The organism is Janthinobacterium sp. PC23-8, assembly GCF_002250505.1.
GTDB lineage: Bacteria > Pseudomonadota > Gammaproteobacteria > Burkholderiales > Burkholderiaceae_D > Janthinobacterium.
The window spans coordinates 1616610-1634082 of the sequence record NZ_NJGY01000001.1 but is presented as its reverse complement, the minus strand read 5'-3'; the positions used below and the strand labels follow the sequence as shown (position 1 = coordinate 1634082).

Annotated in this window: 16 protein-coding genes and 1 pseudogene; 10 read left to right on the top strand and 7 right to left on the bottom strand. The window is 61.0% G+C overall.

What is annotated here, in order from left to right; translation table 11 throughout:
- Nucleotides 1-353: 353 nt before the first annotated feature.
- From CD932_RS29135 to CD932_RS07025, 8 genes are all read left to right on the top strand, one after another.
- Nucleotides 354-461 carry a potassium ABC transporter ATPase gene (locus tag CD932_RS29135; protein WP_217907239.1) on the top strand — a complete coding sequence of 36 codons (108 nt, stop codon included), beginning with the start codon at nucleotides 354-356 and terminating at the stop codon, nucleotides 459-461.
- Complete coding sequence (gene kdpF, locus CD932_RS07055) at nucleotides 458-547, top strand: K(+)-transporting ATPase subunit F (protein WP_094442011.1); 90 nt, start codon at nucleotides 458-460, stop codon at nucleotides 545-547. Before CD932_RS29135 ends, kdpF begins: the two co-directional genes overlap by 4 nt.
- Nucleotides 547-2364 carry a potassium-transporting ATPase subunit KdpA gene (gene kdpA / locus CD932_RS07050; protein ID WP_094442010.1) on the top strand — a complete coding sequence of 606 codons (1818 nt, stop codon included), beginning with the start codon at nucleotides 547-549 and terminating at the stop codon, nucleotides 2362-2364. Before kdpF ends, kdpA begins: the two co-directional genes overlap by 1 nt.
- Entirely contained in the window at nucleotides 2361-4427 is a 2067-nt protein-coding gene (gene kdpB / locus CD932_RS07045; protein WP_094442009.1) for a potassium-transporting ATPase subunit KdpB, read from the top strand. Before kdpA ends, kdpB begins: the two co-directional genes overlap by 4 nt.
- Nucleotides 4428-4436: 9 nt before the next feature.
- Nucleotides 4437-5012, top strand: coding sequence for a potassium-transporting ATPase subunit KdpC (kdpC, locus tag CD932_RS07040; RefSeq protein ID WP_094442008.1), 576 nt, complete (start codon nucleotides 4437-4439; stop codon nucleotides 5010-5012).
- A gap of 35 nt (nucleotides 5013-5047) precedes the next feature.
- Nucleotides 5048-7777: a DUF4118 domain-containing protein gene (locus tag CD932_RS07035; RefSeq protein WP_094442007.1), complete on the top strand. Its 2730-nt coding sequence runs from the start codon at nucleotides 5048-5050 to the stop codon at nucleotides 7775-7777.
- Nucleotides 7774-8493 carry a two-component system response regulator KdpE gene (gene kdpE, locus CD932_RS07030; RefSeq protein ID WP_094442006.1) on the top strand — a complete coding sequence of 240 codons (720 nt, stop codon included), beginning with the start codon at nucleotides 7774-7776 and terminating at the stop codon, nucleotides 8491-8493. The genes CD932_RS07035 and kdpE overlap by 4 nt, the downstream gene beginning before the upstream one ends.
- A 131-nt stretch (nucleotides 8494-8624) precedes the next feature.
- Nucleotides 8625-9377 (top strand): TorF family putative porin, encoded by a 753-nt coding sequence (locus CD932_RS07025; RefSeq protein WP_094442005.1) that lies wholly within the window; start codon nucleotides 8625-8627, stop codon nucleotides 9375-9377.
- Here CD932_RS07025 and dapA read toward each other — a convergent pair.
- The 7 genes and pseudogenes from dapA to CD932_RS28085 all read right to left on the bottom strand — a co-directional run bounded on the left by dapA (nucleotide 9361) and on the right by CD932_RS28085 (nucleotide 14568).
- Complete coding sequence (gene dapA, locus CD932_RS07020; protein WP_094442004.1) at nucleotides 9361-10311, bottom strand: 4-hydroxy-tetrahydrodipicolinate synthase; 951 nt, start codon at nucleotides 10309-10311, stop codon at nucleotides 9361-9363. The two genes, CD932_RS07025 and dapA, sit on opposite strands and share 17 nt — an antisense overlap.
- The gene (locus tag CD932_RS07015; RefSeq protein ID WP_254926493.1) at nucleotides 10308-10583 is read right to left on the bottom strand and encodes a hypothetical protein; all 276 of its coding nucleotides are present in this window, start codon (nucleotides 10581-10583) and stop codon (nucleotides 10308-10310) included. Before CD932_RS07015 ends, dapA begins: the two co-directional genes overlap by 4 nt.
- A gap of 530 nt (nucleotides 10584-11113) precedes the next feature.
- Nucleotides 11114-12267: pseudogene (locus CD932_RS07010) on the bottom strand (IS3 family transposase); the annotation flags it as partial.
- Between the two features lie 59 nt (nucleotides 12268-12326).
- On the bottom strand, nucleotides 12327-12536 hold the full coding sequence (locus tag CD932_RS07005) for a hypothetical protein (RefSeq protein ID WP_141213197.1): 210 nt from the start codon (nucleotides 12534-12536) through the stop codon (nucleotides 12327-12329).
- A gap of 194 nt (nucleotides 12537-12730) precedes the next feature.
- Nucleotides 12731-13108 (bottom strand): membrane protein insertion efficiency factor YidD, encoded by a 378-nt coding sequence (gene yidD, locus CD932_RS29735; RefSeq protein ID WP_369679835.1) that lies wholly within the window; start codon nucleotides 13106-13108, stop codon nucleotides 12731-12733.
- Nucleotides 13109-13124: 16 nt separating this feature from the next.
- Nucleotides 13125-14084 (bottom strand): TraB/GumN family protein, encoded by a 960-nt coding sequence (locus CD932_RS06995; RefSeq protein WP_176460905.1) that lies wholly within the window; start codon nucleotides 14082-14084, stop codon nucleotides 13125-13127.
- Nucleotides 14085-14175: 91 nt separating this feature from the next.
- Entirely contained in the window at nucleotides 14176-14568 is a 393-nt protein-coding gene (locus CD932_RS28085; RefSeq protein ID WP_141213196.1) for a hypothetical protein, read from the bottom strand.
- Nucleotides 14569-15416: 848 nt separating this feature from the next.
- On the opposite strand from CD932_RS28085, the gene CD932_RS06990 reads away from it, so the two are divergent.
- The gene (locus CD932_RS06990) at nucleotides 15417-16418 is read left to right on the top strand and encodes a gamma-glutamyl-gamma-aminobutyrate hydrolase family protein (RefSeq protein ID WP_094442000.1); all 1002 of its coding nucleotides are present in this window, start codon (nucleotides 15417-15419) and stop codon (nucleotides 16416-16418) included.
- Nucleotides 16415-17473, top strand: coding sequence for an alginate lyase family protein (locus tag CD932_RS06985; protein ID WP_141213195.1), 1059 nt, complete (start codon nucleotides 16415-16417; stop codon nucleotides 17471-17473). Before CD932_RS06990 ends, CD932_RS06985 begins: the two co-directional genes overlap by 4 nt.

Sequence of the window (17473 nt, the reverse complement as noted above, 5' to 3'; positions counted from 1 at the left end):
CAAGCTAAGTAAAGACAGTGGTTGGAACGCCAGGCGCGCTTGCCGTGCGGGAAGTGCCAAGGTAACAGCGGCAGCGATAACTGTATAAATATACAGTATATCGTCCCTCGCGTCACTGTGGCAGCGCATTGCGGCGGGCCGAGCGTCCTTGTGCGGACGCTCGCGCATTCTATCGTGATCGGCGCGCAATGGCGCTACTGCTTGGCAACGATGGTGCCGCATTCCCATGACCTCTTGATGATAACGGGCAATTTTTACATTCTGTTTACACCGGCCCACCCAGTCTTTACGAATTTTTTAGACCCTTCTGGCTAAGCTTCAGGCTATCAAAACAAACCTGAATGAGGGTGGCAATGGATCTCGTATACCTGGGCCTGATGGCCGTGTTCTATGTCGCGGTGGCCGGTTTTGCCGGCGCCTGCGAACGCCTGGGCCAAACCAGGCAGGGGGGCGCGCAATGAACGCCTTTTATGTGCTGGGCGCCGTGGTCTCGGCTGGCCTCCTGGTCTACCTGCTGGTGGCGCTGTTGAGAGCGGAGGAACTGTAATGACGACCCAATCGATATTGCTGCTGGCGCTGTTCCTGGTGGTGCTGCTGGCGCTGGCCTATCCGCTGGGCCTGTATATGGCCAGGGTGGCTGGCGAGGCGCCGATACGCGGCCTGGGCTGGTTGCACAAATGTGAAAACCTGCTGTACCGCCTGGCCGGCGTCAAGGCCGGCCCTGAGCGCGGCATGGGCTGGAAACACTATGCCATCGCGCTGCTGGTGTTCAATACCGTGGGCGCCTTTTTTGTCTATGGCCTGCAGCGCCTGCAGGGCGTGCTGCCCTTCAATCCGCAAGGGCTGGGCGCGATCAGCCCCGATTCCTCGTTCAATACGGCGGTGAGCTTTGTCGCCAATACCAACTGGCAAGGCTATTCCGGCGAGCAGGCCATGAGCTATCTGACCCAGTTGCTGGGCCTGGCCTGCCAGAACTTCTTTTCGGCCGCCACCGGCATCGCAGTGATCTTTGCGCTGGTGCGCGGCTTTGCGGCAAGGTCGAGCAAGTCGATCGGCAATTTCTGGGTCGACCTGGTGCGCTCCACCCTGTACATCCTGCTGCCGCTGTCGCTGGCCTTGTCGGTCGTGTTCATGGGCGAAGGCGTGATCCAGAATTTTTCGCCGTACAAGGAAGTTGCCCTGCTCGACCAAGTGAATTATGAAACGCCAAAAACCGACGCCGCCAGCCAGCCGGTACTCGATGCTGCCGGCAAGCCGGTGATGCTGGCACAGGTGGCCACCACGCAGACCATCGCCATGGGCCCGGTCGCTTCACAGGAGTCGATCAAGATGCTGGGCACGAATGGCGGCGGCTTTTTCAATGTCAATTCGGCCCACCCGTATGAAAACCCCACGTTCATGTCGAACTTCCTGCAGATGCTGGCCATCTTCCTGATTCCCGCCGGCCTGTGCTTTACCTTTGGCCGCATGGTGGGCGATACTCGCCAGGGCTGGGCCGTGCTGGCCGCGATGACGGTGATCTTTGTGGTCATGACGGCCGGCGTATTTCAAGCCGAGCAGCAGGCCAATCCCGCCTTGCAGGCGCTGGGCGTGGACCAGCAGCAAAGCGCCCTGCAGGCGGGCGGCAATATGGAAGGCAAGGAAACGCGCTTCGGCGTCAGCTCGTCCGCGCTGTTTGCGGCCGCCACCACGGCGGCCTCGTGCGGCGCCGTCAACTCCATGCATGACTCGTATATGCCCTTGGGCGGCATGGTGCCGCTGCTGCTGATGCAGTTCGGCGAAGTGATTTTCGGCGGCGTGGGCACGGGCTTGTACGGCATGCTGATGTTCGCCATCCTGGCCGTCTTTATCGCCGGCCTGATGATAGGGCGCACCCCTGAATACCTGGGCAAGAAAATCCAGGCCCATGAAATGAAGATGGTCTCGCTGGCCATCCTGGTCTCGCCGGCCCTGGCGCTGATCGGCACGGCGATCGCCGTCATGCTCGAACCCGGCAAGGCGGGGGTGGCCAATCCGGGCGCCCATGGTTTCACGGAAATCCTGTACGCCTTCACGTCGGCCGCCAACAACAACGGCAGCGCGTTTGCGGGGCTGTCGGCCAATACGCCGTTCTATAACGTGATGCTGGCCATTGCCATGTGGTTCGGCCGCTTTGCCGTGATCGTGCCGGTGCTGGCTATCGCCGGCTCGCTGGCCGCCAAACAGCGCCTGTCGGCCAACGCCGGCACCATGCCCACGCATGGCCCCATGTTCATCGGCCTGTTGATCGGCGTGGTGATCCTGGTGGGCGTGCTGAACTACGTACCGTCGCTGGCCCTGGGCCCCGTTATCGAACATCTTCAACTCTTTACTCAACTGCCATGAAAACCAGAACATTGACCCTGTTCGACCCTGCCTTGCTGCTGCCGGCCATAGCCGACGCCTTCAGGAAACTCGACCCGCGCACGCAGTGGCGCAGCCCCGTGATGTTTGTCGTCTACGTGGGCAGCATCATCACCACCTTGCTGGCGATCCAGGCCCTGACGGGCAAAGGCGAGGCGCCGTTCGGCTTTATCGCGGCCATTGCCGTGTGGCTGTGGTTTACCGTGCTGTTCGCAAACTTTGCCGAAGCGCTGGCCGAAGGACGCAGCAAGGCGCAAGCGGCCTCGCTGCGCGCCCTGAAGCAGACCGTGATGGCCAAGAAAATGCAGGTGCCCAAATACGGCACCTCCTGGCTGCCGACGCCGGCCACCGACCTGCGCCGCGGCATGACGGTGCTGGTCGAAGCGGGCGACGTGATCCCCGCCGACGGCGAAGTGACGGCCGGCGTGGCCTCGGTCGACGAGAGCGCGATCACCGGCGAATCGGCGCCCGTGATCCGCGAGTCGGGTGGCGACTTTTCGGCCGTCACCGGCGGCACCCGCGTGCTGTCGGACTGGCTGCTGGTGCAAGTGTCCGTCAACCCCGGCGAAGCCTTTATCGACCGCATGATCGCCATGGTCGAAGGCGCCAAGCGCCAGAAGACGCCGAATGAAATCGCCTTGACCATTCTGCTGGTGGCCCTGTCGATCGTGTTCCTGATCGTGACGGTGACGCTGTTGCCTTACTCGCTGTTCGCGGTGGCGGCTGCCGGCAGCGGCACGCCGGTGACCATCACGGTGCTGATCGCGCTGCTGGTGTGTTTGATTCCGACCACCATTGGCGGGCTGTTGTCCGCCATCGGCGTGGCCGGCATGAGCCGCATGATGCAGGCCAATGTGATTGCCACTTCCGGTCGCGCGGTGGAAGCGGCCGGCGACGTCGACGTGCTGCTGCTCGATAAAACCGGCACCATCACCCTGGGCAACCGCCAGGCGGCCAGTTTCGTGCCGGCGCCGGGCGTCACCGAACAGCAACTGGCCGACGCGGCGCAACTGGCGTCGCTGGCCGATGAAACGCCGGAAGGACGCAGCATCGTGGTGCTGGCCAAGCAGCAGTTCAATATCCGCGAACGCGAGATGGCGAGCCTGAACGCGACCTTTGTTCCCTTCACGGCACAAACCCGCATGAGCGGCGTCGATATCGGCGAACGGCAAGTGCGCAAGGGCGCGGCCGAGTCCGTCAAAAAGTATGTGGCAGCGCTGGGCCAGGCGTATCCACTTGAGGTGTCGCGCGCCGTCGACGATATCGCGCGCCGCGGCAGCACGCCGCTGGTGGTGGTCGATGCGGGTCGCGTGATGGGCGTGGTGGAACTGAAGGATATCGTCAAGGGCGGCATCAAGGAGCGTTTCGCCGAACTGCGCCGCATGGGCATCAAGACGGTGATGATCACGGGCGACAACAAGCTGACGGCGGCGGCGATCGCGGCCGAAGCGGGCGTGGACGATTTCCTGGCCGAAGCGACGCCGGAAGACAAGCTCAAACTGATCCGCAGCTATCAGTCCGAAGGCCGGCTGGTGGCGATGACGGGCGACGGCACCAACGACGCGCCGGCCTTGGCCCAGGCCGACGTGGCCGTGGCCATGAACTCGGGCACGCAGGCGGCGAAAGAGGCGGGCAATATGGTCGATCTCGACTCGAACCCGACCAAGCTGCTGGAAATCGTCGAAATCGGCAAGCAGATGCTGATGACGCGCGGCTCGCTGACCACGTTCTCGATCTCGAACGATATCGCCAAGTATTTCGCCATCATCCCGGCGGCCTTTGTCGGCACCTATCCGCAACTGAAGGCACTCGACATCATGCACCTGGCCAGCCCCGCCTCGGCGATCATGTCGGCGGTGATCTTCAACGCCCTGATCATCGTCGTGCTGATTCCCCTGGCATTAAAGGGCGTGCAGTACCGGGCCATCGGCGCGGCCAGTTTGCTGCGCCGTAACCTGCTGGTGTACGGCCTGGGCGGCATCGTGCTGCCGTTTGTCGGCATCAAGCTGATCGACATGGTGCTGTCGGCACTGAACTTCATCTAAAGGATCATCATGAACACCATCGTACGTCCCGCCCTGGTTCTGTTTAGCGCGCTGACCATCATCTGCGGCGTGCTCTATCCGCTGGCCACCACCGGCATCGGCAAGATTGCCTTTCCGGATGAAACGGCGGGCAGCATCGTCGAACGCGGCGGCAAGCCGGTCGGCTCGAGCCTGATCGGCCAGTCATTCACGTCGCCCAAGTATTTCTGGGGCCGCCCGTCGGCCACCGCGCCGATGGCCAACAATGGCGCCGGCTCGGGCGGCTCGAACCTGGGCCCGGCCAATCCGGCCCTGGTCGACGCCGTCAAGGCGCGCATCGCCGCCTTGAAAGAGCTTGATCCCGCCAACACGCGCGCCATTCCCGTCGACCTGGTGACGGCCTCGGGCAGCGGCCTGGACCCGGAGATCAGCCTGGCCGCCGCCATCTACCAGGCGCCGCGCGTGGCCCGCGTGCGCGGCCTGCCCCTGGCGCAAGTGGAAAACGCCATCGCCAAGGCACAGAAAACCGCGTATATCGGCTTTTTCGGCGAAGCGCGGGTCAATGTGCTGGAGCTGAATCTGGCGCTCGACGCCATGGCAAAATAAAAAAATGATGCCAGCCAGGACGATTAAAATACATCATGCCTCCTAACACGCCCCAACGCCCCGACCCCGACGCCCTGCTGGCCCAGGTCCAGGCGCAGGAACGCCAGGCCGCGCGCGGCCGCTTGCGCATTTATTTCGGCGCTTCGGCCGGCGTCGGCAAGACCTATGCCATGCTGGCCGCAGCGCGCAAGCTGCTGGCCGACGGCGTCGACGTGCTGGTGGGCGTGGTGGAGACGCATGGGCGCGCGGAGACGGCGGCCATGCTGGACGGCTTGCCACAACTGCCGCTCAAGACCATCGTCTACCGCGACAAGGCGCTCGCTGAGTTCGACCTCGACGCGGCGCTGCTGCGCCAGCCGTTTGTCATCCTGATCGACGAACTGGCGCACTCGAACGTGGCCGGTTCGCGCCACCCCAAGCGCTGGCAGGATGTCGAGGAACTGCTGGGCGCCGGCATCGATGTGCTCACCACCGTCAATGTGCAGCACCTGGAAAGCCTGAACGATGTGGTGGGCGGCATTACCGGCGTGCGCGTGGCCGAGACCCTGCCCGACACCGTGTTCGACCGCGCCGATGAAGTGGTGCTGGTCGATATCCCTGCCGACGAACTGCTGCTGCGCCTGAAAGCGGGCAAGGTGTACCAGCCGCAGCAGGCGCAGCGCGCGTCGCAGCATTTTTTTCGCAAGGGTAATCTGATCGCCTTGCGCGAGCTGGCGCTGCGCCGCACGGCCGACCGGGTGCAGGACGACGTGCAGGCCTACCGGCTGGAAAAATCGATCAATCCGGTGTGGAAGACGGGCGCGGCGCTGCTGGCCTGCGTCGGGCCGCATGCGGGCAGCGAACAGGTGGTGCGCAGCGCGGCCCGGCTGGCCAGCCAGCTGAACGCCGAATGGCATGCCTTGTACGTGGAAACGCCGCGTTTGCAGCGCCTGCCGGCGCGCGAGCGCGAACGCATTTTGAACACCCTGAAACTGGCGCAGGACCTGGGTGCGCGCACCGCCATCGTGGCCGCTGACGATATCGCCGCCGCCATCGTCGCCCATGCGCGCAGCGCCAATATCGCCAAGCTGGTGATGGGGCGCCGCCAGGGCGGGGCGCTGGCGCGGCTGTGGCATGCGGCCAGCGCCGCGCGCATCGCCGGCCTGGCGCCCGATATCGACCTGATCGAAGTGGGCCAGCCGGCGCTCGACGCCGCGCCGCGCAAGACGATGGAAGAAGTGCGCATGCCCCGGCCGGGGCGCGCCTGGCGCTACGGGCTGGCCGCCAGCGCCAGCATGGTCACCTCGCTGGTCTCGGTGCCGCTGCTGCCGTATATCGACCTGGCCAATATCGCCATGCTGTCCCTGCTGACGGTGGTGCTGGTGGCGGTGCGCCTTGGGCGTGGACCGGCCGCGCTGGCCAGCATGCTGGGCGTGGCCATTTTTGACTTTGCCTTCGTGCCGCCGCGTTTTTCGTTTGCCGTGGGCGACTTTCAATACGTGATCACGTTTGGCGTGATGCTGGCCGTGGGCCTGATCACGGGGCGCCTGACGGCCGGCCTGCGCTTCCAGGCGCGCGTCGCCACGCACCGCGAAGCGCGCGCCCGCGCCCTGTACGAGTTTGCGCGCGAATTGTCCGGCGTGCTGCAGACCGAAGAGATTTTCGATATCACGCGGCGCGCCATCGAACGCGCTTTTCGCGCCCGCGCCACCTTGCTGCTGCCCGATGACGAAGGCCGCCTGCAGGCACCCAAGGACGCCGGCCAGCTCGATATGGGCATCGCACAATGGGCCTTCGACCGTGCGCAGGCGGCCGGCACCGGCACCGATACCTTGCCCGGCTCCGACATTTTTTACCTGCCTTTGATTGCGCCGATGCGCACGCGCGGCCTGCTGGCGCTGCTGCCGCTGGACTCACCCCAGCACCGGCACTGGCTGCTGGTGCCCGAACAGCGCCAGCAGCTCGACACCTTTGCCGCGCTGGCGGCGATTGCCCTCGAGCGCGTGCACTATATAACCGTGGCGCAGGGCGCGCTGGTGCAGATGGAATCGGAACGGCTGCGCAATTCGCTGCTGGCGGCGCTGTCGCACGACTTGCGCACCCCATTGACCTCGCTGGTGGGCCTGGCCGAATCGCTGGCGCGCTCAAAGCCGGCCTTGTCCAGCGCGCAGCTGGAGATGGCGCGTTCCTTGCAGTCCGAAACGGTGCGCATGAGCGCGCTGGTGGCCAACCTGCTCGACATGGCGCGCATCGAAAGCGGCCATGTGCGCCTGAACCTGCAATGGCAGTCGCTCGAAGAAGTGGTGGGTAGTTCCCTGCGCGCAAGCAGGCCGCAACTGGTCCGGCACCAATTGCGCACGCAGCTCGCGCCCGACCTGCCTTTGGCGCGCTACGATGCCGTGCTGATCGAACGCGTGCTGTGCAACCTGCTGGAAAACGCGGCCAAGTACACGCCGCCCGGCAGCACCATCACGATTGCCGCCGAGGTGCATGGCCAGTGGCTGCGGGTGACGGTCAGCGACGACGGGCCGGGCCTGCCGCCCGGGCGCGAAGAAGCGATCTTTGAAAAATTCACGCGCGGCGAACGCGAATCGAACCTGCCCGGCGTGGGCCTGGGGCTGGCGATCTGCCGCGCCATCGTCGAAGCGCATGGCGGCACCATCGCCGCGCAAGTACCGGTGCCTGCGCGCGGCGCGGCCTTCGTATTGATGCTGCCTTTGGGCACGCCGCCGGCGCTGCCCGAAGAACTGGACAGCGAGTTGACTGACACGGGAACACCATCATGAATGACGCCAATGCAACTGCTAACGCTACCGCACCGACCGCCCTGCTGGTCGAGGATGAACCGCAGATCCGCCGCTTCGTGCGCGCCGCGCTGGAAGCCGAAGGCTGGCAGGTACACGAATCGGCCACCTTGCAGCGCGGCCTGATCGACGCCGGCACGCGCCGCCCCGACCTGGTGGTGCTGGACCTGGGCCTGCCCGACGGCGACGGCATCGATTTTCTCGGCGACCTGCGCAAATGGTCGGCCGTGCCCGTCATCGTGCTGTCGGCCCGCGTGGGCGAAGACGAAAAAATCCGCGCCCTCGACGCCGGCGCCGACGACTACCTGACCAAGCCGTTCGGCGTGGGCGAACTGCTGGCCCGCGTGCGCGCCACCTTGCGCCGCCAGCGCCAGCCAGCCGCCCCTGACGATGGCGTGGTGCGTTTCGGCGACGTCACGGTGGACGTGCAGAACCGCCTGGTCATGCGCGACAAGCAATTGGTGCATGTGACGCCAACCGAATTTCGCTTGTTGTCGGTGCTGGTCAAAAACGCCGGCAGGGTGGTGACCAATCCGCAGCTGCTGCGCGAAGTGTGGGGGCCGTCGAACCTGGACAACGGCCACTACCTGCGCATCTACATGGGCCACTTGCGCCAGAAGCTCGAAGCCGACCCGGCCCAGCCGCAATACCTGCTGACGGAGACGGCGGTCGGCTACCGGCTCCTGCTGCCCCACTAATCCATTTTTCTCCCTCGTTTGACAACAGGCGCCGCGCGCGCCGGGGGGACGCTTTACCCGATATTTTGCAGCGACGGGCCAGCTGCGCCATCCCGGCAAAGGCCCAACCCACCAATGAAGAAGTACCTACCATGAACAAAATCGTATTTGCCATCGCCGCTACCTTAGCTACCTTTGCCTCCGGCCTGATCCACGCGCAGGAAGCCAAACCGGACAATGAAGTCAGTTTCAACCTCGCCGGCGTTTCGGACTACCGCTACCGCGGCATCTCGCAAACGCGTTTGCAGCCAGCGCTGCAGGGCGGCGCCGACTACGTCAACAACCCCACCGGCCTGTATGCAGGCGCCTGGGCCTCGACCATCAAGTGGACCAAAGACGCTGGCGGCAGCGGCGACGTGGAAGTCGATCTGTATGCGGGCAAGCGCGGCCAGGTCACTGACGATATCGGCTACGACGTCGGCGTGCTGGCCTATGTGTATGCCGACAATGGCTTGAAAAACGTGGCCGGCTTCGCCGATGCCAACACCCAGGAAATCTACGGCCAGCTGTCGTACGGCCCCGCCTACATCAAGTATTCGCACGCCGTCTCGAACCTGTTCGGCATCGTTAACAGCAAGAACAGCGGCTACCTCGACCTGGGCGCCAATATCGACCTGGCCAACGGCTGGACCGGCAACCTGCATGCGGGCCACCAGAAGGTGAAAAACAACGACGCATCGAGCTATACGGACTGGAAAGTGGGCGTGACGCGCGACTTTGGCGTGGTTACCGGCGCGCTGGCCGTGATCGGCACCAATGCCGGCAAGGTGGCCTACGCCTCGCCCGTGAATGGCAAATTCATGGGCAAGACGGCGCTGGTGCTGACGGTCAGCAAGGTGTTTTAAACGAGGCCTGCCAGCGCGGCAAGGCCAGCATGGGTTCGAGCGCCAGCGCCAGTTTTTCCTGGCCGGCGCCTGACATGCTCGTCATCGGCAGGCGCAGCTCGTCGCGCAGCTTGCCCTGCATGGCCAGCGCCGCCTTGACCGGGCCCGGGTTCGGTTCGGCAAACAGCAGCCGTATGGCAGGCAGCATGGTCTTGAACAGCGCGCCGGCATCGGCGTGGCGGTTGGTTTTCACGAGATCGAACAGCTGGGCATACAGGTCGGGCCGTACCTGGGCGGCGGCCGACATGGCGCCGTGTGCGCCCATCGCCAGGCTGGCCAGCAGCAGCGCATCGTCGCCGCACAGCACATCGAGGTGGGTGTCGCGCAGCAGCTGACCGAACTGGTCGAGCTGCCCGCCCGCTTCCTTGATGGCGACAAAGTGCGAATCGCGCGCCAGCAGCGCCGCCGTCGCCGTCGTGATATGCACGCCGGTGCGGGCCGGCACGTTGTACAGCACGATGGAGTGGTCGGTGGCGGCGGCGATGGCCTGGAAGTGGCGAATAATGCCTTCCTGCGACGGGCGCACATAGGCCGGCGCGGAAATGAGCAGGCCGGCCAGCGGATGGTCGTGATAGCGCTGCACGGCGGCCGTGACGGCGCGCGTGTCGCTGCCGCCGACGCCCACCACGACGGGAAAACGGGGACCAACGGCTTCCAGCACGCTGCCCAACAGCGTGCCCTGTTCTGCCTCGCTCAGCATGGCCGCCTCGCCCGTGGTGCCGCACACCACCAGGCCTTTGACGCCGCTGGAAGCGAGTTCGCCGGCCAGCTGCTGCGCGGCGTCGAAGTCGACCGCGCCATCGCGAAACGGCGTGACCATCGGCACCCAGATGCCCTGGAAATGGGCCGTGATGCGCTCGCAGGACATCGCGTGTTCGCACGCGTACTGGTTCACTGCGCACCACCGTGGCGTGGACGGTCCTGGCAAATGCGGCCAAATTCCGCCGCCGGCAACCAGCGCATCACGGCGTCCATCGTCAGGCGCAACGCCGGCTCGGTCACGCACAGGTCCACTCGCATGCGCTCGGCATGATCGACCGCCACGACCCGCATGAACGACAGCATCGCGCCGCAGGTCTTGAACACCAGCTGGCGCAGCGCCGACAGGCACTCCTTGTCGACCGTGATATGGATAAGAAAAGTGGGTTGGCGTAAGGATGTGTCCATGGCAAAGGCTGCTTTGCAGCGGTGGTTGAGATGCAATCGAGATTAGCAGCGGGCTTGTAAAGATGGTCTAAAAAGCGCGGTGGCGGGTGTAAACGCGGTGTATTTTTTTGGACAGTCGCCAGAGTCGCTTTCGGCAAATTCGACAGTTTGTATCTCGCTACCCGATCGAAGGCGCAGACAGGATGTCGTTCGCCGACCAATTTCATGCGTTGTGCGGGAAAGGTCCGTCCAGTTTGAGGGGACCATTCGGAGAAATTTCGCCATCGGATCAACAATGTGACAGAACCGAGCAGGAACTAAAGTGGACCCATCCGTCAAGACAGTTTTTGCCTGAATTTAAGCTATGGTCTTGATCCTGCATGCAGCAGATCAGCGCTGCCCTGTCTTGCTTAATTTTACCCACCCGTGAGCATGGGAGTCATCTCGGTCGGCTCCCGGCAGGGCGGGGTTTGGGGCGGAGCCCCATGCTCCCCAGCACTGCTTGCATCGTGCCCTGGTTTTGTCTCAGGTGATTCCAGCGCAGGCACGCTGCCGTATTTATCGAGGATCAAGGCACCACCGCCTTCGCCACTTTTGTACACTACATCCGGCGTCTGATAGTTCAACGCCTGGTGCGGCCGCTCGCCATTGTAAAAGGCGAAGTACCGCGTCAATCCTGCATGCAGGTCGCCCATCGTGGCGTAGCCGTTCAAGTACACGTCCTCGTACTTGACGTTGCGCCACAGGCGCTCCACGAAGATGTTGTCCAATGCACGGCCCCGCCCGTCCATGCTGATGTCAACTCCTGCACGCTTCAGGACCCCTGTGAAGGCCACGCTCGTGAACTGACTGCCCTGGTCGGTGTTGAAGATCTCAGGCTTGCCGTGATCGATCAATGCCTCCTCCAGACAGTCCACGCAAAATGACGCGTCCATGCTGTTGCTGATGCGCCAGGTCAGCACGCGCCGCGAGTACCAGTCGATGATCGCGACCAGGTACGCAAAGCCGCGTGCCAGCCTGATATACGTGATGTCTGTACTCCAGACATGGTTTGGCCGCACGATGGCCACGCCACGCAGTAGATACGGATACACCTTGTGCCCTGGATGTTGAACTGCCGTGCCCGGCCCCGGCGCCATCCCCGCCAGCCCGAGCATGCGCATCAATCGCTGCACATGCTTGCGGTTAACCATCCAACCTTGCCGCGTCAGAATCACCACCATCCGCCGGCTCCCGTAGAACGGATGCCGCGTGAATTCTTCATCGATCAGCGCACACAAGGTCAGCTCATCGTCATCAGGACGCGCCGCCTCCCGTGGCCGGTACACGGTCGCCCTCGAGACACCCGCCAACTCGCATTGTCGCGACAGCGATATCTCGCCGGCGACGATCCATTCCAACCGCACCGCGCCGCTTACAGGCCTGACTTTTTTTTAAGCCAATCTAACTCCATCTTAAGGCGACCAATTTCGCCGTACAGCCGGTCTTCGTCCTCGTGTGCCGCCTCCACTTTCGGTCCCCGCTTACCTTCGAACAGGGTCCCAGCTCGGGCAAGGATCTCCTTCTTCCACTGGCTGACCATCACAGGATGGACACCGTGATGCTGCGCGATCTCGTTCACCGTTTTGATACCACGCACGGCCTCAAGACCGACCTTTCCCTTGAACTCCGCGCTGTGCACTTTCCGCTTCTTTATCTCCGCCATTCGCCGCCATCCTCCTGTGAGGACCATAGCTTAAACTGCTGTCTCAAATCGTGGGTCCACTATATTCCTGATTGAATGGCGGCCACCGTGACGGCCCCCTCTGTTGGAACAACCAGGCCACCAACGCGGGCTTTTTGCGTGATGCTGCCGAAAGCAGCAAATGCCAATAGCCCAGCCGCGATGGCAAGTGCAACGACTGCGGCCAGCGTGCCAGAAATGGGATGCCCCAACTGGATCGCACCGTTCCAGGTAATGGTATGGGTCTCCATAACTTCCCTGCGGAAGAGCGAAGTTGTATTGGAAGCGGGGACCGGGTCGGGCAGCACTGGCTGAATGTTCATGGACGCAAAAGCAGAGCAGACGTATCTGTTGCAAATTAGGCAATATTGGGCGGTTTCAAAAAATTTGTCATTTTGTGAACGGACATTTGGCTTTATCGCCTACCACCAGACGTGGGTGCGAGCTACGGCTTCTTTCTACTCGGTGGCAAACAGCTCTTCAGACTAATAGCCGTAGCGCAATCGAGCATGCATGGTCCGATTGCCTCGGGTGCACAGACTTCCACACAGCCTATCACTTCGCAATTTCCTCGCTGCCGTCGAGTACCGCGAAATAGCGCGGTTTCAGTCAGACGTCGAATCCTGTCATGGGAGACCTCGCACCGCTTCATCCTGCGAGCGATTAACAAAAGACCAAGCGATGCTCCATGACGTTCGACCGCTCTGTACCCGAAGATGGAGCAACTTTGATTGCCCCAATAGGCATGAGCACAAGAGAAACCCTTATAAGGGGAAATGAATTTTCGATAGACTTTAATACACCACAAAAAAAGTATCCGCATCATTTCTTGGTTGACTTTAGTATTTAATTTGTTTCACAGAGTAACCGCGATCTCTCAATCCGTGCACCACGCCGCTCACCCCCGCCAGATGCTCACACCCGACAGCGAAAAAACCGCCGCTAGCATTATTAGAAGCATTGGCAATCATCTTGATGAATTTTTTATTTCTCTCATCTATGACATTTTTAAAATAAAATGAAGAATAAGCATCTTTTTTCTGGCGTGCGTCGACCATTAAATTTTCCAGGCTTTCGAAATCTGAAGAGGTCCAGGCTGAAATTTCCTTGAATATTCTGCCGTATATAATTTTGTTCTTGACCAAATCCACATATGAGGAAAAGTAAACCCTTTCCACATCGTCTGCCATCGAAGAGAAGAACTGTGCTTGGTTGGCAATACCTTCAATTTCAATCAACGGAATGACATATTCTTTTGATAATTTTATGATTTTAATATCGCTACCAAATTTCAAAAGCGGATATGATTCAACCAGTGAATCTGCAATTGGAATCAACATGGCAATTAGCCAAGGCCTGGCAATTTCGTATTCTTGAATCGAGAGAAATTGACCACGATCCACAAGAATAGAACGATAAAGATCGTAATTTTTTGCATCGATAGATTGAGCCAATTTTTTGTCGCCCTTGTAAAAGCCTTCATCCTCAATAGCTTTATCGCTTTTTGCCACATCACTAATATCAGCTTCGACATAAATTCGTCTGGATTTTTTAATAATTTGAGTTGTTCTTGCATCCATGAGCTGCGCTGGAGAAAATCCCGTATGGATGGTTCCAAAAACGAAGGACTTGAAGCCATTTTTTTCGATTTCAAAAAGAAAGCCTGTTTGTTCTGTCGTTGCGCCTTTTTGAGGAACAGTTACTTCTGTTCCAGCATGCGATACAGAGGGGGAAATTGAGAACAGGATTTGACTCGCAAGAAATGCAAGGAAAAAAAACAAATTCTTAAGATTTTTCATGGTCAATAGCATGTTCTGCAGGGAAGTTTCCCTGCAGTTTTAATGTTGCGAGAGACTCTTTTAAATGGATATCTCGTACAATGAATATTTCTTAAGCCATACAGAGATTTTTTTCGCCGTTGTCGTAACCGCCAGCATCATCGCCAAACGACATGCCACCGATACCGTTTCCGCATACTGCACCACCAATCGATTGTCCGATGTTACCCAACGCGGATGAGCCTGCTGCTCCACCAACCGTTTTCCCGTATTTAGCACCAGCCGCCGCGCCGATCAACGCTCCGCCTTCAGGATTGCCAACTATTGCGCCGGCTGCGGCGCCAACAATCCCGCCAACTTCGGCACCATATAACCCGCCCAAGAATCGACCAGCAGTATTTCCCACCGTCGATCCGATATTTTTGCCTATCGCCTCGTAATCACCAGAAGTATCGATCAAGCCCCCGCTTACTGCTTCAATTTCAGTTGCGCCAATAACTCGCATTACGTTCCCCTCAATTTTGAAATGGTTATGTGAGGTTTATATCGCCAATAATCGTGTTAAATCGAAAATTAAAAATAACGGTTTGCATCTATCAAATGCTGAAGCTTAACGATTGATTTTGACATGCAGCCGTTGATATGAATTTATCTTCTTATCTATGGCGAGTCAAACGCTTTCATGCAACATTGCCGAATCGTAATTGTTACTTTTCGATAGTTTTTCATCTTGATTTTTATGATATCCACTCCGGGAATTAGCATGACTTTGGGCCATTTTTTATACACAACTCGATAGATGGGTCTGACATAGCTTGAAAGCCGTTTACATTCATGTCCTGGCACCGCACTGGACGCAGACACAGGTGCGATCGGACCACGTTGCAGCAGGTATGCAAGGCCGTGTGCGGTGTTACCTGCCTTGACGGCTGATCTAATGTTCCTCGGGAAACGATGAAGCGAGCAATTTTTGCAGGCTTTCTAGTGCTCGTGGCGGTAGTGCTCCTTGCTGCTGGAATCCAGATCAAGCGAGAGGTTGATAGCTGCCTGGACCGTGGTGGGCGGTGGAATGACGAAGTCGCTGCCTGCGAAGGCACCACTGAGTAGGTGTACTTGGGCTTGGGCTACCTGCGAAGCGGGATTCGTTCCTGAAACCGGGATCAGTTTTGGTGTCCGAACGCGGCCAAGGGAGAGTGCCGCCTTATGTGCATAGGCTGCCGACGACAAGAGGGAGGCAGAATATCTGTTGTTGCAGTTATGCCCCGCCGATACGTTTTTGTTACAAAATCGAATCGTGCTTGCGGGAACCGAGGTTTATATTGAAACCGTCTCCGCCATCCAGCAAGTCACGCCATGTCAGACGAAAAAATCCCCCCCATCGTTTCTCCGCCCACGCCTGCTCCGCCAGTGCGCCCCGACCGCGTGGGCCGCGCGCCAGACGCCGATGAGCGCGACCGGCGGTCGCGCGAGGCGCCGCCGCGCTATATGCAGGACAACGACACGCCGTTCGCGCTGGCCTGGCGGGTGCTGACCGCGCGCTACCGCTCGATGCGCGACAAGGCGGGGCGCGACTTTATGCGGCGCACCTTGCGCATCGGGATTTCGGCGCGCATTTTCCATCCGGAGCCGGGCGCCACTGGCCTGCGCAGCAAGAATTTGCAGTACCTGGAGGAGTCAATCGCACAGTGGGTGATGTCGCGCGATGTGCTGGTGTTCATGATCCCGACCGTCAATACCAGTGGCCTGCTGCACCCCAGCAATATCACCCTGCGCCACTATGCGCGCCACCTTGATGGCCTGGTGCTGCAGGGTGGCGCGGACGTGTCGCCGCAGACGTATTCGGAAGCGGCCACCCGTCCGGAATGGAGCGGCGACCGTGCGCGCGACCTGTATGAACTGGAACTGCTGCATGAATTCGTCGATGCCGGCAAACCGGTGCTGGGCATCTGCCGCGGCTGCCAGCTGATCAACGTGGGCTTTGGCGGCACCTTGTACCAGGATATCGCTTCGGACGTGGAGGGCGCATCGTCGCACGTGAACGACCTGTATGACCGCCACCGCCACACCATCGTGTTCCCGAAGGGCTCGACCCTGGCCGGGCTGTTTCCGAAGGCGGGCGAAGCGCTGGTCAACTCGATCCACCACCAGTCGGTGAAAGACCTGGGGCGCGATATCACGGTGGAAGCGTATTCGCATGGCGACAATATCGTCGAGGCGATCCGCTACCAGCGCGCGCGCTTCGTGATGGGCTTGCAGTGGCACCCGGAATTTCATTCGGCGGGCGGCGTCGAGCTCCTCGATTGCACGCCCATCCTCGATAACTTCCTGCGCGCGGCGCGGGAGACGCGCTTTTGATTAGCCGTCGCACAGTGCTGGCCGGCCTGCTGGCCCTGCCGCTGGCCGGCGTGCGTGCGGCGAAACCGGCTAGTGCATCCCTGCCGTTTGCGCTGACATCGCAATCGCGCGCGGCCGCTTTGCGCTCGCAGGTGCCGGAAAAAATCGCGGCGCAAGTGCTGCGCGCGGCGCACAAGGCGGTGGAGCGGCCCGTACACCTGATGGAGCAAGTGCGCACCGGCGGCCTGCTCGATGGCGAGGGTGGGCGCAAGGAAAGCCAGCAGGCGCAGGAAGACTGGCGCCAGGCGCGGCTGCAGGCGCTGGCCTGGAGCTTATCCGGCGAGTCGGCTTGCCTGGACAATGCGCACAAGCTGGCGCTGGCCTGGTCTCGCAGCTACCAGCCCTCATTCAGCCCCATCGACGAGACGGAACTGGCCAGCCTGTTGATGGGCGTGGACCTGATCCAGGAGCGTTTGAGTACCAGCGAACGCGAGCAATTGCAGGCGTTTTGCCGCACCCTCGCCAGCGGCTACCTGAGCGACCCGATCAAGGTGGGCGGTCCATCGACGGCGCGCAACAACTGGCATAGCCACCGTATCAAGATCGGTACGGCGGCCGCTTATCTGACCGGTGACGCGGCCCTGGTGGCGCGCGCAAAAGAGCGCTTCATGTCCCACGTGCCGCGCAATATTGGCGAGGACGGGGTGCCGTTCGATTTTGAACAGCGTGACGCCCTGCATTACACCACCTACAGCCTGGAGCCGCTGCTGACGGCGGCCCTGATGGCGAAAAACCATGGCGACGACTGGTTCGCCGCGCCCGGTGCACGGCGTTTGCAAGAAGCGCTGGCCTGGCTGGCGCCCTATGCGCAAGGGAAGAAAACGCACGAGGAGTTCGCCAAAAGCGCCGTGCCGTTCGACCGCAAGCGCGTGGCCGTCGGCCAGAAGGGTTTTACGGGCAACTGGGACCGCTCGGGCGCGGCCAATGTGTACCTGCTGGCGTCGCGCTTCGACGTATCCTATGCGCCGCTGGCGAAGCAATTGCAGCCGCCAGCGTGGGCGCTGGCGCTGTTCTGA